Source organism: Geodermatophilus sp. URMC 64, from assembly GCF_053502555.1.
Genome location: NZ_CP199955.1, coordinates 4,439,312 through 4,462,631 on the forward strand (window position 1 = coordinate 4,439,312; position 23,320 = coordinate 4,462,631).

A 23,320-nucleotide genomic window follows, 5' to 3' on the forward strand; every position below is an offset into this window, starting at 1 on the left:
GAAGGGGTGGGGACGGCGCCGTCGTGCTGCAGGCGGCTCCCCGGACCGCCGTTGCCCTTCTCGTGGACGATCCGACGGCGCCGCGCGTGCTCGTGGCCGACGACGAGGAGGACATCCGCGCGCTCGTCGGCCTGGCGGTGCGCAAGGCCGGCTGCACCGTCGCGGCCTCCGTCGCCGACGGCGACGCCGCGCTGTCCGCCACCCGCGCCGAGCTCCCTGACCTCGCCGTCCTCGACGTCTCCATGCCCGGCCGCACCGGGCTCGAGGTCTGCACCGCGCTGCGCGCCGACGAGGCCACCGCGGGCATCCGCGTGCTCCTGCTCTCCGCCGGCGCCTCCGCCGACGACGTCGCCCGCGGCCTGGCCGCCGGTGCCGACGCCTACCTCGCCAAGCCCTTCGGCCTCGCCGCGCTGGTCGCCCGGGTGCGGGAGCTCGCGGCATGACCGAGCTGGCGAACCCGACGCACGTGATCCAGGAACTGCGGCGCACCGTGGCCCGGCAGGCCGCGCAGATCGAGCGGCTGGAGGCCGAGCAGGCGACCCTGCACGCGCAGATGCAGACCCGCGGCGAGGAGCTCGAGGTCGCCACCCGCATGCTGCGCGCCCGCGCGCGCACGATGACCAGCGTCATCGACGCGGTCACCGAGCAGTCGATCATCGGCACCGACCGGGACGGCGTCATCCGCGTCTGGAACCCCGGCGCGGAGCGGATGCTCGGCCTGCCGCGCGCCGCCGTCGTCCGCCAGCGGTCGATCACCGAGTTCCACCTGCCGGAGGAGCTGGAGGAGGCGGGCGAGGCAACCGGCGTCCCCGACGGCATCGAGGCGCTCGTGCACGCCGCGCAGGAGAACGGCAGCGACGTCCGCGACTGGACGTACGTGGCCGCCGACGGCACGCACCGCGCCGTCTCGGTGGCCATCACGCCGCGCACCGACGACCGCGGCGTGCAGGCCGGCTGGAACTTCGTCGGCACCGACGTGACCGAGGCCCGCGCGACCGAGCGCATGAAGGACCAGTTCGTGAGCCTCATCAGCCACGAGCTGCGCACACCGCTGACCTCGATCCTCGGCTACCTCGAGCTGGTCCTCGACGACGAGGACGAGCCGCTGACCGAGTCGCAGGCCGGCTACCTGCGCACCGTCGAGCGCAACGCGCAGCGGCTGCTCGCCCTCGTCGGCGACCTGCTGTTCACCGCGCAGGTCGAGGCCGGCCGGTTCACGCTCACCCCCGAGGACGTCGACCTCGCCGCCGTCGCCCGTGCCGCGGAGGAGACCGTCCGCGTGACCGCCGCGGCCGCCGGCGTGGACGTGCGGGTCGACGTCCCCGCGGAGGGGCTGGTCGTCTCCGGCGACGCGATGCGCCTGGGCCAGGCCTGCGACAACCTCGTCTCGAACGCCGTGAAGTTCACGCCCGCCGGCGGGCGCGTGACGATCGCGCTGCGCGCCGCCTCGCGCGACGGCGTCCCGGTGGCCGAGCTGTCGGTCAGCGACACCGGCATCGGGATCCCCGCCGGCGAGCAGGGCAAGCTGTTCACCCGCTTCTTCCGCGCCTCGACCGCACGGCGCGCCGCCGTCGCCGGCGTCGGCCTGGGCCTGTCGATCACCAAGGCGATCACCACCGCGCACGGCGGCACGCTGGAGCTCTCCAGCGCCGAGGGCGCGGGCACCACCTTCACGCTCGCCCTCCCCCGCTGACCCACTCCGCGCTCTATCCCGATAAAGCACGCTTGTCGGGCCGCGAGAGCGCGAGATCCCGGGGTTCTCTGCCGATCTGAGGCTTTCCCGAACGAGCCTTGCGGATTCCTTGCGGATTCCGGGCGGGTGCCCTGCGGTTGGCCGCTCAGAGTTCTCCCTGTCGCCGGGAACGCCCTGCGACGACACGGACACAGGGAGAACGGACATGAGCAGCAAGACCCGCCGGAGCACCACCCGCAAGGTCGTCGGCTCGCTGGCCATCGCCGGCACCGCCGCCGCCGTCGCCGGTCTCGGCACCTTCGGTACCTTCACCGACAGCACCACCCCGGTCGCGACCACGGTCCAGACCGGCACCCTGGACATCAACCTGAACCAGCCGGCCGGCGCCTACGCGATCCCGGTCACCACGCCGAACTTCGTCCCGGGCGACTCGGTCACCCGCGCGGTGAACCTGTCGAACGACGGCAGCACGGCGCTGTCCTCGGTCACGCTGACCTCGCTCTCCACGGGCGCGGCCAACAACCTGACCACCGACACGGTCAACGGCCTCCAGCTGGCCGTGAAGGCCTGCTCCGTGGCCTGGACCCAGGGCGGGACGGCGGCCGCGCCGGCCTACACCTGCTCCGGCACCGAGCGCGCGATGTACAGCGGCCCCGCCGCGATCAGCGTCGCCCTCCCGAGCCCGGCCAGCCTGAACCCGGGCGGCGTGGACTACCTCGCCTTCTCGGTCTCGCTGCCGACGTCGGCCGACAACACGTTCCAGAACAAGACCGCCTCGCTCAGCCTGACCTTCACCGGTACGCAGCGCGCCGCTGCGGCCAAGTGATCGCGGTCTGACGACTCCCAGGGATCTCCGATGACCGCCGTGCTCCCCGTCCGCCGTCCGGGGGCAGCCCTCGCGCTGCCCCCGGAGGTCGAGACGGCCACCTCCGCAACCGCCCGCCGGGCCGACCTGGCGCGCGCGCTGCTCGCCGGCACCACCCGCTGGTTCGTCCGCGGACTGGTCGTCGTGGCGGCGCTGGCGTTCGCGATCCTCGCCGTCGGTCCGCACGTCCTCGGCTACCGCACGATGACGATGCTGACCGGCTCCATGTCGCCGCAGATCGACCCGGGCGACGTCGTCATCTCGACTCCGCTGCAGATCGAGGACGTCACCGAGGGCATGGTGATCAGCTACCACATCCCGATCGACGACCACCGCGTCGTCACCCACCGGGTCATCTCGGTCGAGCACGGGGCCGACGGCAGCATCACCGTCCAGACCAAGGGCGACGCGAACAAGGCGGTCGACCCGTGGAAGGCCACGCTGCAGGGCGACACCGCCTACCAGGTGCAGGCCGTGATCCCGGAGCTCGGGCACGTCATCCAGGCGCTGCGCAACCCCGTCGTCTCCAAGGCGCTGATCTACGGCGCCCCCGCGCTGCTCGCCGGCTGGTTGATCCTCTCCATCTGGCGGCCGGCCGAGGACGACGAGGACGACGAATGACCCGCATCGTCCTGGACGAGGACGGCGTGCAGCGGCTCCTGGCGCGGCTGGCTCATCCCTCCGCGGCCCTCGAGCCGATCCACGACGCCGACGACCTCCACGAGGTCGACCTCGACGCCGAGCTCTGGAACCGCCTGCCGGAGACACCTTCCGGCTCCCGAACCCACTGACCAGCCACATCCCGAGAGGAGGCCCCGACAATGACCCGCATCCGGCGCACCGCCGTCCTGCTGAGTACCGCCGCCGCCGTGCTCCTGGGCTCCGCGCTCCCGGCCGGCGCCCAGTTCGCCGACACCGCGACCGCGCAGGCCGCCGTGATCACCACGGAGACCGTGGCCCCGCCGACCAAGGTGCGGGTCCAGACGTCCTGCACCCTCACGACGACGACGACCAAGGTCACCACGGACCCGACGACGGGTTCGAGCTGGTCGACGACGACCACGTCCATCACGTCGACCAGGTCGATCATCTCGGACCGGACGACGTCCCAGAGCGGCAACACCACGACCACGACCACCCGGTACACCACGGCCTACGTGGACGTCTCCTGGACTGCGAGCAACTCTCGCGGCGTCACCGGCTACGGACTCTTCGCGTACGTGAACGGTGCCGGCACCTACCCGCTGGGGCAGACGCCCGCCACCCGGATGAGCGACACCGTCGACGCGCAGTACCTGGTCCCCGGCGTGCAGCTCACCGTCCGCACCCTCACCAGCTACGGCTGGACCGCGGACGCCCCCCGAACGGACACCATCACATGCTGACCGCCCTCGTCGTCGACCCCTCGCGCAACGCCCGCCACCGCGTCGGCGTGCTGCTCCGGCTGGGCGGCTGGCAGGTCGTCGAGGCCGCCGGCTCCCGGGACGCGCTGCGCGCCGCCGCCGGCCACGACCTCGACCTGGTCGTGACCGAGGCGGTCCTGCGCGGCGAGAGCGGCCTGGCCCTGCTGGCCGAGCTGCGCCGGTCCGGCTCCCGCGCCCGGTTCCTGGTCGTCACCGCGAACCCGACCCAGCGGATCCGCACCGCGGCCGCCTCCGTCGGCGCCCTCGGGTGCCTGGCCAAGCCGATCGACCCGCGGGCACTCATCGACTTCCTCCGCAGCCGGATCGCAGGATCCGCCGCGCCGGCCCGGCCCCGCCACCTGCGGGTCGTCCGCGAGGTGGAGGACCTGCACCAGGCCGACATCGACGCCGACACGATGGACCGGCTGCAGGAGATGTACGTCAGCGCGCTGCCACACCGGCTGTCGCTGATCACCGACGGCGCGCGCTCCGGCGACGCCATGGCCGTGGCCTCGGCCGCGCAGACCCTGGCCGGGGCCAGCGGTCAGCTGGGCCACCCGGAGATCGCCACCGTGTGCCAGGACATCGCCGCCGAGGCCCGCCGCGGCGTCGTCACGCAGAGCCGGCTGATGGAGCTGCAGCTGCTCAGCCTTCGAGCCACCAGCGGGAGCCGGTCCGCGACCAGCGCCCTGCTGGCGGGGGTGGTCTGAGCTCTCGTCGGAGTGGCTCGGGGACGCGATCGGGCGTCGGAGTGGGCACGTGCCCACCCCGACGCCCGCTCGCGTGTTCGGCGCGCGGGATCAGCTGACCTGATCGAAAGGGGTCCTCCCTCACGGTGGGACGTGAGGGAGGACCCCTTTCGGTGAGCTGAGCTGATCGTGGCGGCCGGGCGGGCCGGGCGGACCTGTCAGGCGACGAGGCGGTAGCCGACACCCCGGATGGTCTTGATCTCCGGCGAGCTGAGGCCGGCGGCCTGCAGCTTGCGGCGCAGGTTGGACATGTGGGCCTCGACCAGCCGGAGGTTGCCCTCCCAGTCGGTCTGCCAGACTTCGCGCAGCAGCGTCTCGCGCTGGAGCACCCGGCCCGGTCGCGAGGCCAGCGCCGCGAGCAGGTCGAACTCGGTGCGGGTCAGGTCGACGACGGCGCCGTCCACCCGGACCTCGCGGCTGTCCTCGTCCACCTCGAGCTCGGCGAGCCGGCGCACCGTCTCCTCGATCGGCTCACGCGGGGTGGGGACGACGGCCCGCGGACGGCGCAGCATCGCCTGCACGCGGGCGACCAGCTCGCGGGGCGAGAACGGCTTGGCCATGTACCCGTCCGCGCCGACGGCCAGCCCGATCAGCAGGTCCACCTCCTCGGCGCGGGCGGTGAGCATGAGGACGTAGCACTCGGTCTCGGCGCGCACCTGGCGGCAGATCTCGGTGCCGTCGGCGTCCGGGAGGCCGAGGTCGAGCACGATCAGGTCGGGGGTCTGCCGGCGGACCTCCGCCATGCACTCCTCGCCCGTGCCGACCGCACGGACGTCGAACCCGGCCTTGCCGAGGACCGTCGCGACGAGCTCGCGGATCTCGTCGGTGTCCTCGACGACGAGCACGGACTGATCGGGCAACGACCTCTCCTCCTCACGTCTGACGGTCGCAGGCAGGCAGGGCGGTCCTGCGTCACCTGCTCGGGTGATCGGCAGGTCGCTGTCCGTGCTTGAGCGGGACGGCTGCGCCCAGCCGGCGCCCCTCCCCCGTCCGGGTGAATACGGCGATCGGCCGCCGGGTAGATGAAACGCGTCACAGCAGGGTCCGCTGACCGGGAAGGATGACGGAGAGCCACTGGACGACTCCACTCTTCCCCTGCGAGCGCCAGCAGCCGCCCCTACCGTCGAGAACGATGCCGTCGCTTCGGAGACACCGCACCGCACCGGCCGCCGGCGCCAAGGGCCGCCGGCTCGACCTCGACGTGATCCGGGGCACGGCGATCGTGCTCGCCCTCGGCTGGCACTTCAGCGGCCCGAGCGGCAACGTCGTCATCGACGTCCTGCAGTGGCCCGGCAAGCAGTTCGGCTGGGCCGGGGTCGACCTGTTCTTCGTGCTCAGCGGCTTCCTCATGGGCCGGATCGTGCTCGGCGAGCACGCCCGCACCGGCACCTTCGACGGACGGCGGTTCACTGTCCGCCGCATCTTCAAGCTCTGGCCGGTGCTGTACCTCTTCCTCGCGGTGCACGCGCTGTTCGGCGCCGAGCCGCTGGGCTCCTACCTGTGGCAGAACGCGCTGCACGTGCAGAACTACGCCGGCACGTCGCTGTCGCACCTGTGGTCGCTGGCCGTCGAGGAGCACTTCTACCTGGCGCTGGCCCTGCTGTTCCCGGTGTTCGCCCGCCGCCGGGGGTCGCTCAAGCTGCTCGCCGGGATCCTCGTCGGAGTTCTGGTCGCGGCGCTGGTCTTCCGGGTAACCGGCAGCCTCGCCGGGGTCAGCGAGACGCGGCTGCAGTGGCGGACGCACTTCCGCGTCGACTCCCTCGCCGCCGGTGTGCTGCTCGCCGTCGCCAGCGTGCGCTGGCCGGAGTGGTTCGCGGGGCTGCTGCAGCGCCGCCGGCTGTGGCTGGGCGTCACCGCGCTGGGGGTCGGGTTCCTCGCCACGGTCGGCAAGTCCGGCCCGGTCGGCAGCACGGTCGGCTTCACCGTCGCCTACCTGACCGCCGCCGCCGTCCTCCTGCTGCTGTACCAGGCCGCCTGGGTGCCGCGAATGCGCTGGGTGACCGCGCCGATGGCAGCCCTGGGCCGCTTCTCGTACGGCATCTACATCTGGCACGTCTTCGCCGCGCAGCTCGCGCTCGGCTGGCTCGGGATGGACTGGGAGGCCTCGACGCCGGGTGCCCTGGCGGTGAAGTACGGCGTCGCGATCGGGGTCGGCATGGCCGCGACGGTGCTGGTCGAGCGCCCGGCCCTCGCGCTGCGCGACCGCATCCTCCCGGCGACCCCGACGCCGCAGATGGTCGCGGACCCCGCGCCGCGGCCGGTGCCGTCGCGGATCGAGCAGCCGCACCATGCGCACCTGCTCGAGGGGCCGGTGCTGCCCGCGCGCCTCGCCGCCGCCTGACTCAGTTGAGGGTGCGGGTGCCGGCGGGCAGGGTGCCGCCGGCGAGGAGCTCCGCCGTCGCGTCCTGCAGCGCGGTCAGCGCGACCCGCTGGGTGAACGGGCCGGTGGAGACCCGCGCGACGCCCAGCTCCTCGAGCTCGCGCACCGCCGGCGAGACCTTCGGCACCGCGATGACGCTGAGCTTGCGGGGGCCGAGACCGTCGACCAGGGCGGCGATCTCGTCCCGGTCGACGGCGCCGGGCACGAACACCACCGGGGCGCCCGCCTCGAGGAACGCCCGGCCCCGGCGGACCGCCTCGGCCACGAGCGAACCGCGGTCGGCGTCCCGGCCGGCGTGCAGGAACGCGTCGGTGCGGGCGTTGAGCACGAAGTCGATCCCGGCGTCCCGGCCCGCGCGCAGCACCGCCTCCACCGCGGCGACGGCGTCGTCGAGCGGCCTCATCCGGTCCTCGAGGTTGCCGCCGACGGCACCGGCCGCGATCGCCCGCCGCGCCGTCTCTCCCGGGTCGCCGTAGCCGGCCTCGAAGTCCATGGTCACCGGCAGGTCCACGGCCGCGGCGATGCGGGCGACCATGTCCAGGTGCAGGTCCAGCGGGATGTTCTCGCCGTCCTCGTAGCCGAAGGTGGCCGCGATCGAGTGGCTGGCCGTGGCCAGCGCCCGCACCCCCTGGGTCGCCGCCACCACCTGCGCCGAGACGACGTCCCACACGTTGGCCAGCACCAGGATCTCCGGTGCGGTGTGCAGGTCGAGCAGGGTGCGGGCGCGGGCGGCGAGATCCGGCATGCCGGACAACCTACGGGGCCAGCAGGTCCGCGAGGTCGTCGAGGATCAGGGTCGCCGCGGTCAGGCCGATGCCGGTGAAGAAGACGTCGTCCTCGACCTGGTAGGCCCGGCCGGCCTCGACCGCGCTCAGCCGCGGCCACAGCGGTCCGCCGACGACGGCCTTCTGCCCGGAGTCCACGGTGTCCCCGAAGGAGGAGTAGAGGACGACGTCGGCGTCGGCCAGCGACAGCTCCTCCGGGCTAAGCTCGGCGAACTGCGGCACCTCGCCGGCCGGCAGCTCGGGCTGGGGCAGCCCGACGTCGGCGAGCACCGTGCCCAGGAACGACTCCGGCCGGTAGGCGCGAACCGTGCCCTGCACGAAGCGCACCGGGCTCACCGTCGGCAGCGGCTCCCCGAGCCGCTCGCCGAGGCCCGCCGCCTCCTGCTCGTAGTCGGCCAGCGCGGCCTCCGCCTCGTCCTCCAGACCGAGCGCCTCGGCGGCCAGCAGCAGGTTGTCCTTCCAGACCGCACCGACCTGCTCGGCGAACACCGTCGGGGCGATCGCCGACAGCTCGTCGTAGAGCTCCTCGTGGCGCACCTCGTTCGACAGGATCAGGTCCGGCCGCAGCGCGGCGATCGCCTCGAGGTTGGGCTCGCCGATCGTACCGACCTGCTCGACGTCAGCGGCGTCCTCGGCCAGGTAGCTGAGGAAGCCGGAGGAGACGTCCGTCGTCACCGCGCCGACCGGGGTGACGCCCAGGGCCAGCGCCGAGTCCAGCTCGCCGGTGTCGAGCACGACGACCCGCACCGGTTGCTCGGCGATCTCCGTCGATCCCATCGCGTGCTCGACCGTCCGCGGGAAGGCGCCGTCGGCGGCGGGCGGCGACCCGGCGGCGGGCTCCTCCCCGGACGTGCCGCCGCAGGCGGCGAGCGGCAGGGCGGCGGCCAGGACGAGGACGGCCAGCCGGAGGGAACGGTGCGCGGTCACGATTCTCCTTGCTCTCGGGACGTGCGGGAACTCCCGACGGGGACGACGAGCACGCCGTCGGACACCGGGTCGGGCAGGACGACGGCCTGCAGACCGAACACCTCGGCCAGCAGGTCCGGTGTGAGCACCTCGCGCGGCGGGCCGGCGGCGACGATCCGGCCGGCGCGCATCGCGACCAGGTGGTCGGCGTAACGGGCGGCCAGGTTGAGGTCGTGCAGCACCATGACGACGGTGCGGCCGCGGGTGTGCAGCCGGTCGACCAGGTCGAGCACCTCGACGGCGTGCGCCAGGTCCAGGTGCGTCGTCGGCTCGTCCAGCAGCAGCAGGTCGGTGCCCTGGGCCAGCGCCATCGCGATCCAGGCCCGCTGCCGCTGGCCGCCCGACAGCGCGTCGACCGGGCGGTCGGCCAGGTCGAGGACGCCGGTCTCCTCCATGGAGCGCGCCACCACTGCCTCGTCGTCCTTCGACCACTGCCGGAACCACGCCTGGTGCGGGTGCCGGCCCCGGGTGACCAGATCGGCGACGGTGATCCCCTCCGGCGCGACCGGCGACTGGGGCAGCATGCCGAGCACCCGGGCGACCTCGCGGGTCGGCTGCCGGTCGATCCGCTTGCCGTCGAGCAGCACCTCGCCGCCGCGCGGGCGCAGCAGCCGGCCGAGCGCGCGCAGCAGCGTCGACTTGCCGCAGCCGTTGGGCCCGATGACGGCGGTCACCGCGCCGTCGGGGAGGGCGAGGTCGAGGTCGCGGACGACGACGCGCTCGCCGTAGCCGAGGGTGATCCCGCGGGCGGCCAACCGCGAGGTCACGGGAGCGTCCACGGTCAAGGTCATGCGTCGGTCCTCCGGGTGCGACGGGCGAGCAGGTAGATGAGGTACGGGGCGCCGATGACGGCGGTGAGGATGCCGACCGGCAGCTCGGCGGGCAGCAGCGTCCGCGAGACGACGTCCCCGCCGACGACCAGCAGCGCGCCGACCAGGCCGCCGGCCAGCACCGGCGGCCCGGCCGAGCGGACCAGCCGCAGCGCCACCTGCGGCGCGATGAGCGCGACGAACGGGATCGGCCCGGCGGCGGCGACCGCCACGGAGGCCAGCGCCACCGCGAGCGCGACCTGTCCGGCCTGGGCCGTCTGCAGCCGGATGCCCAGCGCCCGCGCGCTGTCCTCACCGAGCCGCAGCGCGCGCAGCGATGCGCCGGTGACGACGCACAGCAGCGCCGCGAGCCCGACGACGATCCCGACCGGGACGACGTGCTCCCAGCCCCGGCCGTTGAGGCTGCCGGTGAGCCAGACGGTGGCCCGGGTCGCCTCGGTGATGTCGGCGAGGATCAGCAGGTAGTTGGTCAGCGACGCGAGCACCGCGGCGACCGCGATGCCGACCAGCACCAGCCGGAAGCCGGTCACCCCCTGCCGCCAGGCCAGGGCGTAGATCGCCGCCGCGGTGAGCAGCCCGCCGAGCAGCGCAGCGACCGGCAGCCCGACGGTCGCCAGCGCACCGGCCCCTCCCCCGCCGATCACGATGACCGCGACGGCCGCGGCCGACGCGCCCCAGCCGATGCCGAGGACGTCCGGGCTGGCCAGCGGGTTGCGGGCGACCGACTGGAGGATCGCCCCGGACATGCCGAACGCCAGCCCCACCAGGACGGCGGTCAGCGACCGGGGCAGCCGCAGCTCCAGCACGATGAACCGGTCGGCATCGGCACCCCCGCCGACGAGCACCTGCAGGACCTGCGGCACGGTCAGCGGGAAGTCGCCGCGGCCGACGTCGACGGCCATCAGCAGCAGGACGACGGCGGCCAGCAGCACCGGCACGGCCACCGCCCGCGGCCGCCAGGCGGCGGAGACCGGGCCGAACCGCACCGCCCGCCGCACGGCCAGCGTCACAGCGTCACCAGCTTCCGGCGGCGCACCAGCGCGATGAAGAACGGCGCCCCGACGAAGGCGAGCACGAGCCCGACCGGCAGCTCGGCCGGCCGGGCCAGCAGCCTGCCGACGACGTCCGAGGTGAGCAGCAGGATCGCCCCGAGCAGGCCGGCGTAGGGCAGCAGCCAGCGGTGGTCCGGGCCGGTGATCGCGCGGGCGAGGTGCGGCACGACCAGCCCGACGAACGCGATCGGCCCGGTGACCGCGACCGCGGCGCCGGTCAGCAGGGTGACCGCGGCGATGCCGGTGCCGCGGGCGAGGACGATCCGCTGACCGAGGCCGCGGGCGACGTCCTCACCCAGCTGCAGGGTGTTGAGCGCCGGCGCGTTCAGCGCGGCCAGCAGCAGGCCGGCGAGCAGGAACGGCAGCACCCGGACGACGACGTCCTCGCCCCGGCCGACCAGCGAGCCGACCACCCAGAACCGGTAGGCGTCCAGCGTGGTCTGGTCGCTGAGCACGAGCGTGCTGGTCAGCGCGGAGAGCAGCGCGGTCACCGCCGCCCCGGCCAGGGCCAGCGTGACCGGCGTCCCCCCGCCCTCGCCGAGCGTGCCGAGGACGAAGACGACGACGCTGGCGACCAGCGCGCCGCCGAGGGCGAACCACACCGAGCCCGTGACGGAGGTGACGCCGAAGGCGTAGACGGCCAGGCAGACGGCGAACGCCGCGCCGGAGCTCACCCCGAGCAGCCCCGGGTCGGCCAGCGGGTTGCGGGTGTGGCCCTGGATCAGCCCGCCGGCGACCCCGAGGGCGATCCCGACCGCGAGCCCGAGCCCGGTGCGCGGCAGCCGCAGGGATCGGACCACCACGTCGTCGTCCGACCCGGTCGGGGAGAACAGCGCCGACCAGACGTCGCCGGGGGAGATCGCGCGGGCGCCGGCCGCGATGCTCGCCGCCGCCGCGACGGCGAGCAGCACCAGCAGCGCGAGCAGCCCACCGAGCAGGAGGGCACGCCGCCGGGACGCGGGCGCCTTCCTCGCGGGCGCCCGCACCGCCGGTGCCTGGACCACGGTCAGGCCGCGGCGTTCTGCGCGGCCGCGGCCAGCTCGTCGACGAGCTGGTCGAGCGCGTACGGGATGGAGAGCACGCTGACCGAGCTCACCGCCGCGGCGAAGCTCTGGTCGTCGATGAGCACCGCCGAGTCGCGCTGGATCGCCGGGACCTGCGCGTACACCGGCAGCGCCGCCACCTCCTCGGCGGTCAGCCCGTCGGCGAAGCCGACGACGACGTCGGCGGTGATCTCCGGCGCCCGCTCCAGCGAGATCTGCGAGTAGAAGGTGCTCGCCTCGCCGGTGGCGGCGAGGGTGTCGACGGCCGGGTCCAGGGTGAGGCCGAGTTCCTCGATGAGCTGCACCCGCGGGTCGGCACCGAGGTACAGGTACAGCGCCTCGGCGCCCATGCTCGTGTAGGCGAAGCTCAGCCCCGCGAACTCGGGGTGCTCCGCGGCGATCTCCGCCACGGACGCGTGCGTGTCCTCGATCAGCTGCTCGGCCTCGTCGCTCCTGCCCAGGGCCTCGCCGATCATGCGGGTCTGCTCCTCCCACGGCGTCGCCCACGCCTCGCCCGGGTAGGCGACGGTCGGCGCGATCGCGCTCAGGTCCTCGTAGACCGACTCCTCGAAGCCCTCGTACGGCGCGAGGATCACGTCGGGGCGCAGCGCCGCGATCTCCTCGAGCGGCGGGCCGTCGGTGGTGTCGAGCAGGGTCGTCCGCTCCGGGTCGTAGAACTCGTCGTCCCACGGGAGGACGCCGTCGTCCCCGCCGCCGTACGGGTAGGACGGCATGCCGACCGGTGTGACGCCCAGCGAGTAGACGATGTCCTGCGCGCTCCACCCGAGGACGACGACCCGCTCGGGCCGCTCCTCCACCGTGGTCGCCCCGAAGGTGTGCGCGATGGAGACCGGGAAGGCGCCGCCGGACGCGGCCGTGCCGGCGTCGTCGCCCTCGCTCTCGGTGCTGCTGCCGCAGCCGGCCAGCACGGTCAGCGCCGCGAGCGCGGCCAGGGTCGCACGGATCCGCATCCGACAGTTCTCCTCGATCTCGTCACGGGACCTTCCCGCGGAAGTGAGGGAAGGCTAGCCTAACTTTGATCGAGGTCCGCAACCGCCGGGGAGAACGCCGATGACCGTCCAGACCGTCGAGGCCGTGCCGGCCTACCGGCCGTTCGCCGTCCGCGCCCTCCGCGTCCGGCGGCTGACCCCGAGCTTCGTGCGGGTCACCTTCGGCGGCGCCGACCTCGACGAGTTCGCCTCGGGCGGCCTCGACCAGCGGATCAAGGTGCTCCTCCCCCTGCCCGGCCGCGGCCTGGCCGACTGCCCGAGCGGGCCGGACTGGTACGGCGAGTGGCGGGCGCTGCCGCCGGAGCGGCGCAACCCGATCCGCACCTACACCGTGCGGGCGAGCCGGCCGGCGGATCGGGAGGTCGACGTCGACTTCGTGGTGCACGACGGCCCCACCGGGCCGGCCGGTGAGTGGGCGCTGGCGGCGCGGGCCGGCGACGAGGTCGTGCTCATCGGCCCGAACGCCCGCTTCGCCGGCGACACCGGCGGGGTCGAGTGGCGGCCGCCGGCCGGGCCGGTGCAGCTGCTGCTGGCCGGCGACGAGACGGCGGTGCCCGCGATCTGCGCGATCGCCGAGGCGCTGCCGGCCGACGCGACCGGCCGCATCGTCCTCGAGGTGCCGTCGGCCGAGGACGTCCTCCCGGTCCGCGCCCCCGCCGGCGTCCGGGTCACCTGGCTCCCCCGCCGCTCACGGGCGGGCGTCGCGCCGCACGGCGAGCGGCTGACCGCGGCGGTCCTCGCCGCCGCGCCGCTGTCCGGCGAGACCAGGGCGGCCCCGGCCGACCCCGAGCACGACCACGCGCTCTGGGAGGTGCCGGAGGGCACGGCCGCGGCGGCCCACTACGTCTGGCTGGCCGGCGAGGCCGGCGCCGTCACCGCACTGCGCCGCCGGCTGCTGGCCGACACCGGCCTGGACCGCGCGGCGGTCGCGTTCATGGGCTACTGGAAGGCCGGTCGCGCCTCGGCCTGACGGTGTGCCGACGCCGGAAGTCGAGCACCCTCGAATCGACCGGCGGGCTCGGGGTGCTCTCCGGGTTCTGATCCGATCGAGTGGATCTCTCCGCGGTTCCGCTGGAGATGCCCCTGACCGGCGCCGATGAGGCGGGTGCCCACCGAAGGGCGACGTCGGGGCCCGCTGCCCCGCCGACCGAGAAAGGGACCGCTCATGATCGGTCTCACCCGCACCACCGGCGAGCGCTGCTGCCTGGACCCGGCCGCCATCGAGCGCGTCGAGGCCGACCCGGACACGGTCGTGTTCCTGACCGACGGCGCCAAGTACGTCGTCGTCGAGTCGCCGGACCAGGTGATCGGCAAGGTCCGCGACTACCGGGCCGCGGTCATGGTCAACGCCTGGCGGCTGATCGACACCCCGACGCACCGGGCGGAGGTCACCGGGGCCGGCATCGTGCCGTTCTCCACGCGCCGCCAGCCCTGAGCCCGCCGCTCCCGGGGTCGAGTTCGCCCTGTCGGGGTCCTGCAGCGCCCCGGAGGCACGAGTTCGCCTGCCGGAGCCGCGCTGGACGCCGTGCTCTTCGCCCGGACGGCTCCGGTGGGCGGGCCGGCGGTAAGCCGCCCCGAGCCGGGCGGATTCCGCACCGGCAGGGGTAAGACCGGGGCGCCCCGCTGACACTCATCAGACATGCGCACCGACTGGCAGAGCACGCGGGACGCCGTGCAGGAGGAGCAGATCGTCGCGTGGCGGCGCGGCCGGCTCCTCGAGGCCGGGTTCGGGTTCGACCTCGCCGACGCCCTCGCCGGGGAGTTCCGGGTGGATCTGCACGCCCTGCTCGAGCTGGTGGAGCGGGGCTGCCCGCCGGTGCTCGCCGCACGCATCCTGTCCCCCGTGGACGGCGAGGGAGCCCACCGGTGAACGACGCCGACGTGGTGCCGCAGGCCGCCGTCCGCCCCCGGCGCGCGCCGGACGACGGCTCCCGCGCGGACGACGCCGAGACCTGGCTGGGGCCGCTGCGGGCCGGGGGCGAGCAACGGGAGCTGGCGATCGGCCGGCTGCACGCGCTGCTGCTCCGGGCGGCGCGGTTCGAGGCCTCCCGGCGTAGGGCCGCCCTCTCCGGGATCGGCGGCCGCGAGCTCGACGACCTGACCCTGCAGGCGGCCGACGACGCGCTGGTCGCCGTCCTGGCCCGGCTGGACACCTTCCGTGGCGCCAGCCGCTTCACCACCTGGGCGTACAAGTTCGCGATCTACGAGACGTCGGTCAAGCTGCGGCGCCGGGCCTGGCAGGACCGCGAGATCCCGCTCGAGCCGCAGTCCTGGGCGCTGCTGCCCGAGCGCGGTGAGCAGCCTTCCCAGCACGCCGAGACGGCGGAGGTCCTCGCCGCGGTCCGGCACGGGATCGCCGCCCTGACGCCGCACCAGCGCCACGTGCTGGTGGCCCTGACCCTCAACGACGTGCCCATCGACGTCCTCGCCGAACGGCTGGGGACCACCCGGGGCGCGCTCTACAAGACCCTGCACGACGCCCGCCGCGCACTGCGCGGCCGGCTCACCGAGCGGGGCCTGCTGTCCACTGCCACCGCCATCGCCGAGGAGGCGCGGTGAACGACCCGCGACGTGCCCCCGCACTGAGCCGTCTGCTCGGCCCCAGCCGGGAGGAGGTCACCTGCGAGGTCTGCTTCGACGAGCTGGACCGCTACGTCGAGCTGGAACTCGCCGGGGCCGACGCCGAGGCCGCGGTGCCCGGGATGGCCGCCCACCTGCAGGGCTGCCCCGCCTGCTCCGAGGAGCACGCCAGTCTCACCGCGCTGCTCACCCCCGGGGCGGCGCGGTGACCATCCGTCCGACCCCCCTGCCGCGGCTGCGGCAGGGGGCCCTCCGATCCCTCTCCGGGAGCAGGCCATGAGTCTCCTGAGCCTCGGACACGGCGGTGCGAGCCCGCTGCACCGGGTGTCCTTCCTTCCCCGCCTTCCCCGCCTTCCCCGCCGGACCGCGGAGCACGTGCCCGCCCCGGTCGCCGTGGACGACCAGCCGGCGGTCGACGGGCGGGTGTTCGCCGTCCAACGGCTCGGCGCGGTGGGCGTCGGGACGTTCCTGCTGGTCTTCGGCACGCTCGGCCTCACCAGCGGCGTGCCGTTCCTCTCCACCCACGGGCAGCGCCTGCTCGGGCTGTCCTCCAACGGCCTGCTGTCGGTGCTCTCGGTGGTCGTCGGCGCGGTTCTCGTCGGCGCCGCGCTCCGCGGCCCCCGGGTCGCGTCGACCGTGATGATGGTCCTCGGGTCGCTGTTCCTGCTCTCGTCACTGGTGAACCTGGCGCTGCTGCAGACCGGCTTCAACGTGCTGGCCTTCCGGATCAGCAACGTCCTCTTCTCGATCGGCGTCGGCGTCCTGCTGCTCGTGCTGGGTGCCTACGGCCGGGTCAGCGGCAACCTGCCGGAGACCAGCCCCTATGCGCACCCGCACCCCCACGTCGTCGAGCCGCCGGAACTGCCGTCCACGCCCGAGGAGGTCGCCGCGGAGGCGGCGATGCGGGAGGCCGAGATCGCGGTCGTCGAGCACCGCGCGACCGAGGACCAGCAGCGCCGCGTGGCGGCCATGGCCCGGGTGCACTCGCGGCCGGACCGGCGCCACGTGTGGATGGAGTTCGACCGGCCGACGGCCGGCCCCGGCAGTCACTCCCCCGCGGCGGTGACGAGGGCCAGCAGGGCGGCGTAGAGGACCAGGCCGACGACGAACCAGCCGAAGCTGGACCGCCGTCCCGACGGGATCTCCTCCTTGAACACGTTGAGCAGCACCGACCCCGCCAGCAGCGCGGTCAGCAGGGCGACCAGCAGCGTGCTGGACGGTGCGAGGACCGCCGAGAGGAGCCAGCCGGCGATCAGTGCGCCGGCCAGCGCGAGCCTGCCCCGGCCACCGAAGCGGTCGGGGTAGCGCTCTTCCAGCCCACGGTCGGTCAGGACGAAGTGCAGCCCCATGGCCACGGTGAACAGCAGGGCGAAGGCCAAGCCGGTCCGCAGCCGCAGCACCATCGTGTAGGTGATCAGCGCGTTGTAGACCAGGAACGACCCGAGGTGCAGGCGGTACACCCCGGCGCTCTCCCGTTCCGGGCGGCTCCCGCCGGAGCCGGAGCCGGCTCCGACACCGGCGAGCCGGGGGCGGCGCTCCCGGTCGGCCAGCCGCTCGAGGCCGTAGAAGACGGTGAACCCGGTCAGCGCCACCGCGAAGATGCCGAGGTCGATCAGCGGGGTCGGACGCAGGACGTCGGCCAGCGCCTCCCCCACCGCCTCGTTGCCCTCGGCCAGCTCGGGGAGCAGGTGCACGAAGACGTAGGCGACCGCCAACCCGCCCGCGAACGACCCGGTCGCCGCCTCGGGAACGAACGGCAGTCCGCGGATCCGCGGCGCGGCGAGATGCAGGCCCGCCAGCACGACCGCGACGAGGAGGGCGACGGCCACCGCCGCCCCTGTGCTCAGCTCGACGTCCACCCCAGGGGCATGGGCACTGTTGGCATCAGCCAAACGTCAGGCAGGATCCCGTCCGAGCAACGGCATCATCACCTCGTCGACGACGGCCGCCGGCAGGTCGGGACCGATCTCGCGGCCGCGCAGCAGCCAGCGCTGCAGCACGAGGGACGGTCCGGCCTCGGCCGCCAGACTGGTTCCCGCGTCCGGCGGCACCTCACCGCGGGCGGCCGCCCGGGCGAAGGCCGCCGCGAAGGCGCGGTCCCAGCGGTCGAGCGGGCCACGGCGGTAGGCCTCGGCGAGCGCCGGCTCCTCGTCGAGCACGCCCAACAGCGCGCGGCTGGCCCCACCGCCGGGGCCGGCGAGGATCTCGGTGAGCGCGCCCAGCAGCGCCACGAGGTCGTCGCGCAGCGATCCGGTGTCGACGACGACGAGGGTGTCGTCGCTGGCCGCGTCGATGACGCTGACCAGCAGGTCCACCTTGCTGGGCCAGCGCCGGTAGATGGTCGCCTTGCTGACCCCGGCCACCATCGCGACCTCGTCCATGGTCAGCCCGCGGTAGCCCACCTCGGAGAGCACCCGGAGGACGGCGGACCGGATCGCCTCGTCGAGCGACGGGTCGAGCGGGCGCCCGCGACGGCGGCGGTCCGCGGTCACCCCCGCACCGTACCGATCTCACCGCCCACCCCGATCGCGTCCCGGGCCAGGGCGCGCACACACCGGAACTCGCCGGTTTCCGTGTTCGCTGCCTACCGTCGCGCCCGGACGCGGTGCCGATCCGGCACCGGCAGACCGCGGCAAGGACGCCGCGGACGGGGGGAAGCGTGCACAGCCGGCTCAGCTGGGAGTCGCCGAGTTCGCGGCTGGTGCTGCGCGCCGTCCTCGAGGCGCTGGTCGACCACGGCTACGCGGGCGTGACCCGCGAGACCATCGCGCTGCGGGCCGGCGCGGCCGCGGCCGCGCTGGGCGAGGATCCCGACATCGAGGACCTCGTGGCCACCGCGATCTCCGGCGTCGAGCTCTTCGGCACGCCGCCGTCGACCGGCTCGCTCCGCGGCGACCTGCGCGCGCTGCTCAACCCGTGGCGCAGTCCCCGCACCGCCGACGAGATGGCGGTGGCCGCGGTGCTCAGCGACGCGGAGTGGCACGCCCCGCTCAAGGCCGCGACCGCGCAGGCGCTGGACCTTCCGCTCGCCCAGGCGCTCGGCACCGTGCTCAGCCGGGCCGCCGGGGGCGAGGCCCCGCCGTCGGCGCTGCAGACGCTGAGCTGGGTGCTGCGCGGGCTCATGCTCGAGCGGCTGCGCTCCGGCTCGCGTTCGGCGGTCGACCTGGACCTGCTCGTGGACTTCCTCGTCGCCGGTCTCGAGCGGCAGGCCCCGGCGGGCGACCGAGGGTCGGCCTGACGACCGCGGCGGGGACTTTCCTGTTCGACCCCGCCGCGGTCCCCCGTCGTCAGACGGCGGCCGGGCTGCGGGCCGGGACGGCCTCGCCGAGAGCCAGCGCGATCGGGGCGGTGTCCATCACCTCGGTGAACGACGTCACCCGGCCGCCGCGGAGGGTCCAGATGTGCACCCACGGGACGCCGTCGAAGGAGTTGCCGGCGACGGTCCGGCCGCGGTGCCGGCCCTGGACGACCACGGTGTCGCCGGCCTCGAGGTAGCTCTCGGGCTCCACGTGCAGCTCGGCGAAGTTCTGCGGCAGCTTGCTGAAGAACTCCCCCGCCCCCTGTGGCCCGCGGTAGACGCCGCCGAACCGGATGCTCTCCGGCGTGGACCACACGAGGTCGTCGGCGAACAGGCCGAGCACCCCGGGGATGTCGCCGGCGGCGAAGGCCGCGTAACCGCTCCGGGCGATGTCCGCGTTCCCGGACGTGGCGACGTCGGGCGTCTCCGTGGCGGCGACGACGCCGGCCCGCGGCGTGAACACCTCGTGCGCCGGGTGGAAGGTCACCTCCGGCTGCACGTCCAGTCCGAGCGAGGCCATCGCCGGGCCGAGCCGCTGCTCGCCGAACGCGCCGAAGGCCGCCTCGCTCTCCCAGGCGTCGGCGTTGTGGCAGTCCGGCCCTTCCCACCAGGTCAGGTGCGCGTGCCCGCCGTCCGGCGGCCGCTGCAGCCACCCGGTGCGCTCGCGAACGGCGTCGTACTGCTCCGGCGTGATGCCGCGCAGCACGACCTCGGCGATGACCGTCATGTCGAACCTCCTCCGATGGACCCCCGTCGACGTGCAGCAGTGCGCCACGGCCGAACCGGCCGGATCACCGAGAACGCGGTGATCCGGTGGCGGCTCCGGTGACGCATCGAGGACGTGCAGGCGCCCCTGGCCGTCGACCCGACGGCCGTCCGACGGCACCACCGCGTGCGGCCGAACGGCTGTCGTCCGGGGTGGCGCAGCGGTACGGTCCGCGCCGTGGAGTCCTCCGGCTCCCTGCTCGCCGCTCGGCTCGCCGCCGGTGACGACCGCGCCCTCGCGGAGGTGTTCGACCAGCTCGGGGCGGCCGTCCATGCGACCGCGCTGCAGATCCTCGGCAGCTCGGCGGCGGCGCAGGACGTGGTGCAGGACGTCTTCGTCGACCTGTGGTGCCACCCGCAGCGCTACGACCCGACGCTGGGCAGCCTGCGCACCTACCTGACCCTCTGCGCGCGGCACCGCGCGCTGGACGTCGTCCGCAGCGAGCTGCGCCGCGCCGGCCGGGAGGAGCGGCACCAGCGGCTGGTGCCCGAGCCACGTCAGGCGACGCCCGGGGAGCAGGTCGCCGATGCCGACACCGCCGCGGCCGTGCGCGCCGCGGTGCGCTCCCTGCCACCGGACCAGCGGCGGGTCGTGGAGCTCGCGTACTTCGACGGGCTGAGCTACCGCGACGTCGCCCAGCGGATCGGGATCCCGGAGGGGACGGCGAAATCGCGCTTGCGCCTCGCCCTCGCCAAGCTCGAGCACCTGCTCGACCGCCAACTCCTGGAGCCGTCGTGATCACCGGTGCGTCGCTGCCCGCGGGGCTGCGCGAACGCGTGCTGACGGCCGCGCGCGAGGCCCGCGCGGCCGGCCGCGCCCTCCCCGAGACCCCGGACATCTCCCCCGTCGAGGCGTTCAGCCGGGCCGCGGACGCCTTCGCCGGCCTGCTCGCGGCGCTCGAGGACGCGCACTGGCGGCTCCCCGTGCTGCGCGACCTCGACGTCCAGGGACTGGTCGGGCACCTGGTGGGGGTCGAGGAGGACGTGCAGCGCGCGCTCGCCGGAGATCCGGACGTGGCCCGCGTCGACCACATCGCGTCGACCCAGCCGGTGGCCGAGGAGCAGGCGGGGCGGCTCCCGGAGGAGACCCGCCGGACCTGGCGCGCCGCCGCGGAGCGCACGGTGGCGCAGGTGCGCGGCCGCCGCCTCGACGGGGTCGTCGCCGTGCACGGGCTGCGGCTGCCGCTCGGCGCGCTGCTCGTCGTCCGGGCGTTCGAGCTGTGGACGCACGAGAACGACATCCGGACCGCGGCCGGCCTGCCCGCCTCCGTGCCGGACCCGTCGACGCTGCGGCTGATGACCGACCTCGCCGTCGGCATGCTGCCCTTCGGGGTGGCGCGGGTGGCAGACGACCTGCCGGCGCTCGACGTGCACCTCGTGCTCACCGGCGCCGGCGGCGGCACGTGGGACATCCCCCTCGGCGCCCGGGCGGACGGCGAGGTCCCGGAGGTGGCGATCGTCGCCGACGCCGTCGGCTTCTGCCGGCTGGTGGCCGACCGGATCGGACCGGACGCGCTGGGCGCGCACGTCAGCGGGGACGTCGAACACGCCCCCGCCGTGCTCGCCGGCGCCGCCGCGCTCGCCCTCGACTGAGCCGACGCACCGGGTCAGCGGCACTCAGTGCAGGTACTCGTGCCGCCGCCACAGCAGCATCGGCGCGGCCATCGCCGGGAGCATCAGCAGGTGACCGGCGGTGAACACCAGGTCGGCCGAGACGGCGCCGGCCCAGTACGGCACGAGCAGGACGAGGAACGGCACGTACATCGCGGCGGCCATCTCGGCGATCGCGACGCGGGAGTGCTTGCGGAAGGCCATCCAGGCGGCCATGCCGATCGCCATGTTCGTGGCCATCAGCAGGACGTGGACCTCGAAGACGTCGGTCCAGCCGGGCCAGACCAGGCTCCAGACCGGCCCGAGCGCCATCATGCCGACGAGCATGGCCACGACCATCTCGAGGTAGTGGCGGACGAAGTGCCAGACCACCCGGCCGCGGCTGCGGGTGTGCGCGCTGTGCTCCGTGTGCAGGATCTCGGTCGTCATGGCCGCAAGGCTGGCGGCGGACGGCGTCCCGCAGACGTGCCGGAGGTCATGACCGGGGGTCACGACCGGGCGTGACCCGGCTGTCAGAGCAGGTCGAGGGCGCGGGCGCGCAGCGCGGCCTGGGTACGGTCCCGGGCGCCGAGCTTGGCCAGCACGTTGGTGACGTGGTTCTTCACCGTGCCCTCGGCGAGGAACAGCGCCTGCGCGATCTCCCGGTTGCTGCGGCCGCCGGCGAGCAGCCGGACGACGTCCAGCTCGCGGTCCGAGAGCGGCACGACCAGCGGCTGCGGCCGCGGTCGCGGGTCGTCGGAGAGCCGGGCGAACTGGGCGACGACCTTGGCCGCCACCGACGGCTGCAGCACCGACTCGCCGCGCCGGGCGGCGAGCAGCGCCTCGACCAGCCGGTCGGACGACACGTCCTTGAGCAGGTAGCCGACCGCGCCGGCCCGCAGCGCCGCGAACACGTCCTCGTCGTCGTCGAAGGTGGTCAGGGCGAGCACCCGGACGTCGGGCTGCTCCACGCGCAGCCGGCGCGTGGCGGCGATGCCGTCGAGCACCGGCATGTGCAGGTCCATGAGGACGACGTCCGGCTCCAGCACCGCCGCGCGGTCCAGCGCCTCGGCGCCGTTCCCGGCCTCGCCCACGACCTCGACCTCGGGCCGCGCCTCGAGCAGGGTGGTCAGCGCCTCGCGGAACAACGCCTGGTCGTCGGCGAGCAGCACCCGCACCGGCGTCACCCGGGGACCTCCACCAGCAGCGTCGTCCCGGCGCCGGGCGTGGACGTGACGTCGAGCCGGCCACCGAGCCGGGCCGCCCGCTCGCGGATGCCGACGAGACCGAAGCCGGACGCGTCCTTGCCCGGCAGGCCGCGGCCGTCGTCGCAGACCTCCAGCCGCACCGTGGCCGGCCCGCGGAAGTCGAGGACCACCCGGGCGGAGGCCGCGTCGGCGTGCTTGCGCACGTTGGTGAGCGCCTCCTGCGCGGCGCGGAACAGCGACTCCTCGGCCTCGGCCGGCAGCTGCCGCACCTCGCCCTCGACGTCCAGCCGGGTCGGGACGCCGGCAGCGGACGCCTCCGCGGCGAGCGCCTCCAGCGCCGTCCGCAGCGGCGGCCGGGTGCGCTCGGCCCGCAACGCGCCCACCGACCGCCGGACCTCGGCGAGCGCCTCCGTCGCGGAGTCCTGCGCCTTGGCCAGGACGGCGTCGGCGCGGGCCGGGTCGGCGGCCAGCACGGCGCGGGCGGCCTGGACCTGCATCTGGACGACGGTGAGGTGGTGGCCGAGGCCGTCGTGGATGTCGCGGGCGACCCGGTTGCGCTCCTGGGTGGTCGCCAGCTCCTCGGCCTGGGCGGCGTACGCGCGCAGCTGCTCGTGGGCCGCGGCCAGCTCTTCACGGGACCGCTGCTCGCGCAGCAGCAGCACGGTGACCACCGCGGTGAACACGGCCGCACCGAGCATGCCGAAGCCGTTGCGGACGAAGTCGCCCCAGCCCATACCGAGGTGCACCAGCGGCACCACGGCCGTGAGCGCCACGGCGGCGGGCAGGGGCAGCAGCAGGTAGCCCTGGCTGACCAGCACCAGCAGCAGGAGAGTCGCGCCCACGCCGGCCCCACCGAGGCCGAAGACCGCGTAGCCGACCGCGAGCTCGAGCAGCACGTACCCGACCGCCAGCCGCCGTCTCCGCCGCGCCGGCTGACGGTCGACCCAGCCGAACCCGAGTACGGCGATCAGCGTGTAGACCGCGGCGACCGCGATGGCCGCGACCGGCTGGGGGTCGGCGGTGACCTCCACGGCCAGGACGGCCAGCGCCACGCCGGCCATGACCGCCAGGGCTCGCCTCACGTGATCACTCTGCGACCCGGG

Annotated in this window: 30 protein-coding genes; 17 read left to right on the forward strand and 13 right to left on the reverse strand. The window is 74.6% G+C overall.

Going from position 1 to position 23,320, the window contains the following annotated elements; all coding sequences use genetic code 11:
- Positions 1-62 precede the first annotated feature (62 nt).
- The 7 genes from ACWIYF_RS21620 (at position 63) to ACWIYF_RS21650 (ending at position 4,671) form a co-directional block, all read left to right on the forward strand.
- Positions 63-443, forward strand: coding sequence for a response regulator transcription factor (locus ACWIYF_RS21620; RefSeq protein ID WP_448624880.1), 381 nt, complete (start codon positions 63-65; stop codon positions 441-443).
- Complete coding sequence (locus ACWIYF_RS21625) at positions 440-1,693, forward strand: ATP-binding protein (RefSeq protein ID WP_448624881.1); 1,254 nt, start codon at positions 440-442, stop codon at positions 1,691-1,693. The genes ACWIYF_RS21620 and ACWIYF_RS21625 overlap by 4 nt, the downstream gene beginning before the upstream one ends.
- Positions 1,694-1,898: 205 nt before the next feature.
- On the forward strand, positions 1,899-2,519 hold the full coding sequence (locus ACWIYF_RS21630; protein ID WP_448624882.1) for a TasA family protein: 621 nt from the start codon (positions 1,899-1,901) through the stop codon (positions 2,517-2,519).
- Positions 2,520-2,549: 30 nt separating this feature from the next.
- The gene (locus ACWIYF_RS21635; RefSeq protein ID WP_448624883.1) at positions 2,550-3,179 is read left to right on the forward strand and encodes a signal peptidase I; all 630 of its coding nucleotides are present in this window, start codon (positions 2,550-2,552) and stop codon (positions 3,177-3,179) included.
- Positions 3,176-3,349 carry a hypothetical protein gene (locus ACWIYF_RS21640; RefSeq protein WP_448624884.1) on the forward strand — a complete coding sequence of 58 codons (174 nt, stop codon included), beginning with the start codon at positions 3,176-3,178 and terminating at the stop codon, positions 3,347-3,349. The genes ACWIYF_RS21635 and ACWIYF_RS21640 overlap by 4 nt, the downstream gene beginning before the upstream one ends.
- A 30-nt stretch (positions 3,350-3,379) precedes the next feature.
- The gene (locus tag ACWIYF_RS21645; protein ID WP_448624885.1) at positions 3,380-3,943 is read left to right on the forward strand and encodes a hypothetical protein; all 564 of its coding nucleotides are present in this window, start codon (positions 3,380-3,382) and stop codon (positions 3,941-3,943) included.
- Entirely contained in the window at positions 3,937-4,671 is a 735-nt protein-coding gene (locus ACWIYF_RS21650) for a response regulator (RefSeq protein ID WP_448624886.1), read from the forward strand. Before ACWIYF_RS21645 ends, ACWIYF_RS21650 begins: the two co-directional genes overlap by 7 nt.
- A 197-nt stretch (positions 4,672-4,868) precedes the next feature.
- Here ACWIYF_RS21650 and ACWIYF_RS21655 read toward each other — a convergent pair whose 3' ends face one another.
- On the reverse strand, positions 4,869-5,570 hold the full coding sequence (locus ACWIYF_RS21655) for a response regulator transcription factor (RefSeq protein ID WP_448624887.1): 702 nt from the start codon (positions 5,568-5,570) through the stop codon (positions 4,869-4,871).
- 272 nt (positions 5,571-5,842) lie between these two features.
- On the opposite strand from ACWIYF_RS21655, the gene ACWIYF_RS21660 reads away from it, so the two are divergent.
- Positions 5,843-7,051 (forward strand): acyltransferase family protein, encoded by a 1,209-nt coding sequence (locus tag ACWIYF_RS21660; RefSeq protein ID WP_448624888.1) that lies wholly within the window; start codon positions 5,843-5,845, stop codon positions 7,049-7,051.
- Position 7,052: 1 nt separating this feature from the next.
- Here the strand turns inward: ACWIYF_RS21660 and ACWIYF_RS21665 are convergent, their stop codons facing one another.
- The 6 genes from ACWIYF_RS21665 to ACWIYF_RS21690 are packed head-to-tail and all read right to left on the reverse strand — an operon-like array spanning position 7,053 to position 12,737.
- Positions 7,053-7,835 carry an isocitrate lyase/PEP mutase family protein gene (locus ACWIYF_RS21665; protein WP_448624889.1) on the reverse strand — a complete coding sequence of 261 codons (783 nt, stop codon included), beginning with the start codon at positions 7,833-7,835 and terminating at the stop codon, positions 7,053-7,055.
- Positions 7,836-7,845: 10 nt separating this feature from the next.
- A complete protein-coding gene (locus tag ACWIYF_RS21670; protein ID WP_448624890.1) occupies positions 7,846-8,802 on the reverse strand; it encodes an ABC transporter substrate-binding protein in 957 nt (318 codons plus the stop codon).
- On the reverse strand, positions 8,799-9,632 hold the full coding sequence (locus ACWIYF_RS21675; RefSeq protein ID WP_448624891.1) for an ABC transporter ATP-binding protein: 834 nt from the start codon (positions 9,630-9,632) through the stop codon (positions 8,799-8,801). The genes ACWIYF_RS21670 and ACWIYF_RS21675 overlap by 4 nt, the downstream gene beginning before the upstream one ends.
- Positions 9,629-10,681 (reverse strand): FecCD family ABC transporter permease, encoded by a 1,053-nt coding sequence (locus tag ACWIYF_RS21680; protein ID WP_448624892.1) that lies wholly within the window; start codon positions 10,679-10,681, stop codon positions 9,629-9,631. The genes ACWIYF_RS21675 and ACWIYF_RS21680 overlap by 4 nt, the downstream gene beginning before the upstream one ends.
- The gene (locus ACWIYF_RS21685) at positions 10,678-11,709 is read right to left on the reverse strand and encodes a FecCD family ABC transporter permease (protein ID WP_448624893.1); all 1,032 of its coding nucleotides are present in this window, start codon (positions 11,707-11,709) and stop codon (positions 10,678-10,680) included. Before ACWIYF_RS21685 ends, ACWIYF_RS21680 begins: the two co-directional genes overlap by 4 nt.
- Positions 11,710-11,729: 20 nt before the next feature.
- Positions 11,730-12,737, reverse strand: coding sequence for an iron-siderophore ABC transporter substrate-binding protein (locus ACWIYF_RS21690; protein WP_448624894.1), 1,008 nt, complete (start codon positions 12,735-12,737; stop codon positions 11,730-11,732).
- Positions 12,738-12,837: 100 nt separating this feature from the next.
- Here ACWIYF_RS21690 and ACWIYF_RS21695 point away from each other — a divergent pair, with 100 nt between their 5' ends.
- The 6 genes from ACWIYF_RS21695 to ACWIYF_RS21720 all read left to right on the forward strand — a co-directional run bounded on the left by ACWIYF_RS21695 (position 12,838) and on the right by ACWIYF_RS21720 (position 16,445).
- Positions 12,838-13,746 carry a siderophore-interacting protein gene (locus ACWIYF_RS21695; RefSeq protein ID WP_448624895.1) on the forward strand — a complete coding sequence of 303 codons (909 nt, stop codon included), beginning with the start codon at positions 12,838-12,840 and terminating at the stop codon, positions 13,744-13,746.
- 195 nt (positions 13,747-13,941) lie between these two features.
- Positions 13,942-14,211, forward strand: coding sequence for a flagellar FlbD family protein (locus ACWIYF_RS21700; RefSeq protein WP_448624896.1), 270 nt, complete (start codon positions 13,942-13,944; stop codon positions 14,209-14,211).
- A 204-nt stretch (positions 14,212-14,415) separates the two neighbouring features.
- On the forward strand, positions 14,416-14,646 hold the full coding sequence (locus ACWIYF_RS21705) for a hypothetical protein (RefSeq protein ID WP_448624897.1): 231 nt from the start codon (positions 14,416-14,418) through the stop codon (positions 14,644-14,646).
- Positions 14,643-15,335: an RNA polymerase sigma factor gene (locus ACWIYF_RS21710; protein ID WP_448624898.1), complete on the forward strand. Its 693-nt coding sequence runs from the start codon at positions 14,643-14,645 to the stop codon at positions 15,333-15,335. Before ACWIYF_RS21705 ends, ACWIYF_RS21710 begins: the two co-directional genes overlap by 4 nt.
- On the forward strand, positions 15,332-15,565 hold the full coding sequence (locus ACWIYF_RS21715; protein ID WP_448624899.1) for a hypothetical protein: 234 nt from the start codon (positions 15,332-15,334) through the stop codon (positions 15,563-15,565). The genes ACWIYF_RS21710 and ACWIYF_RS21715 overlap by 4 nt, the downstream gene beginning before the upstream one ends.
- Positions 15,566-15,632: 67 nt before the next feature.
- The gene (locus ACWIYF_RS21720; protein WP_448624900.1) at positions 15,633-16,445 is read left to right on the forward strand and encodes a DUF4383 domain-containing protein; all 813 of its coding nucleotides are present in this window, start codon (positions 15,633-15,635) and stop codon (positions 16,443-16,445) included.
- Here the strand turns inward: ACWIYF_RS21720 and ACWIYF_RS21725 are convergent.
- Together ACWIYF_RS21725 and ACWIYF_RS21730 are read right to left on the reverse strand one after the other, a co-directional pair.
- Positions 16,403-17,185 carry a hypothetical protein gene (locus ACWIYF_RS21725; protein ID WP_448624901.1) on the reverse strand — a complete coding sequence of 261 codons (783 nt, stop codon included), beginning with the start codon at positions 17,183-17,185 and terminating at the stop codon, positions 16,403-16,405. The genes ACWIYF_RS21720 and ACWIYF_RS21725 overlap by 43 nt on opposite strands.
- Before the next feature lie 66 nt (positions 17,186-17,251).
- The gene (locus ACWIYF_RS21730; RefSeq protein ID WP_448624902.1) at positions 17,252-17,848 is read right to left on the reverse strand and encodes a TetR/AcrR family transcriptional regulator; all 597 of its coding nucleotides are present in this window, start codon (positions 17,846-17,848) and stop codon (positions 17,252-17,254) included.
- A 167-nt stretch (positions 17,849-18,015) separates the two neighbouring features.
- Between ACWIYF_RS21730 and ACWIYF_RS21735 the strand changes: the two genes are divergently transcribed.
- Positions 18,016-18,594: a hypothetical protein gene (locus tag ACWIYF_RS21735; protein ID WP_448624903.1), complete on the forward strand. Its 579-nt coding sequence runs from the start codon at positions 18,016-18,018 to the stop codon at positions 18,592-18,594.
- 49 nt (positions 18,595-18,643) lie between these two features.
- Here the strand turns inward: ACWIYF_RS21735 and ACWIYF_RS21740 are convergent, their stop codons facing one another.
- Complete coding sequence (locus ACWIYF_RS21740; RefSeq protein ID WP_448624904.1) at positions 18,644-19,381, reverse strand: nuclear transport factor 2 family protein; 738 nt, start codon at positions 19,379-19,381, stop codon at positions 18,644-18,646.
- 216 nt (positions 19,382-19,597) lie between these two features.
- On the opposite strand from ACWIYF_RS21740, the gene ACWIYF_RS21745 reads away from it, so the two are divergent.
- Both ACWIYF_RS21745 and ACWIYF_RS21750 read left to right on the forward strand, forming a co-directional pair.
- On the forward strand, positions 19,598-20,158 hold the full coding sequence (locus ACWIYF_RS21745; protein ID WP_448624905.1) for a sigma-70 family RNA polymerase sigma factor: 561 nt from the start codon (positions 19,598-19,600) through the stop codon (positions 20,156-20,158).
- The gene (locus ACWIYF_RS21750) at positions 20,155-21,012 is read left to right on the forward strand and encodes a maleylpyruvate isomerase family mycothiol-dependent enzyme (RefSeq protein ID WP_448624906.1); all 858 of its coding nucleotides are present in this window, start codon (positions 20,155-20,157) and stop codon (positions 21,010-21,012) included. The genes ACWIYF_RS21745 and ACWIYF_RS21750 overlap by 4 nt, the downstream gene beginning before the upstream one ends.
- Before the next feature lie 24 nt (positions 21,013-21,036).
- Here ACWIYF_RS21750 and ACWIYF_RS21755 read toward each other — a convergent pair whose 3' ends face one another.
- The 3 genes from ACWIYF_RS21755 to ACWIYF_RS21765 all read right to left on the reverse strand — a co-directional run bounded on the left by ACWIYF_RS21755 (position 21,037) and on the right by ACWIYF_RS21765 (position 23,299).
- Positions 21,037-21,459 (reverse strand): hypothetical protein, encoded by a 423-nt coding sequence (locus ACWIYF_RS21755; protein ID WP_448624907.1) that lies wholly within the window; start codon positions 21,457-21,459, stop codon positions 21,037-21,039.
- A gap of 83 nt (positions 21,460-21,542) precedes the next feature.
- Positions 21,543-22,196: a response regulator gene (locus ACWIYF_RS21760; RefSeq protein WP_448624908.1), complete on the reverse strand. Its 654-nt coding sequence runs from the start codon at positions 22,194-22,196 to the stop codon at positions 21,543-21,545.
- Positions 22,193-23,299, reverse strand: coding sequence for a sensor histidine kinase (locus ACWIYF_RS21765; protein ID WP_448624909.1), 1,107 nt, complete (start codon positions 23,297-23,299; stop codon positions 22,193-22,195). Before ACWIYF_RS21765 ends, ACWIYF_RS21760 begins: the two co-directional genes overlap by 4 nt.
- Positions 23,300-23,320: the final 21 nt, after the last annotated feature.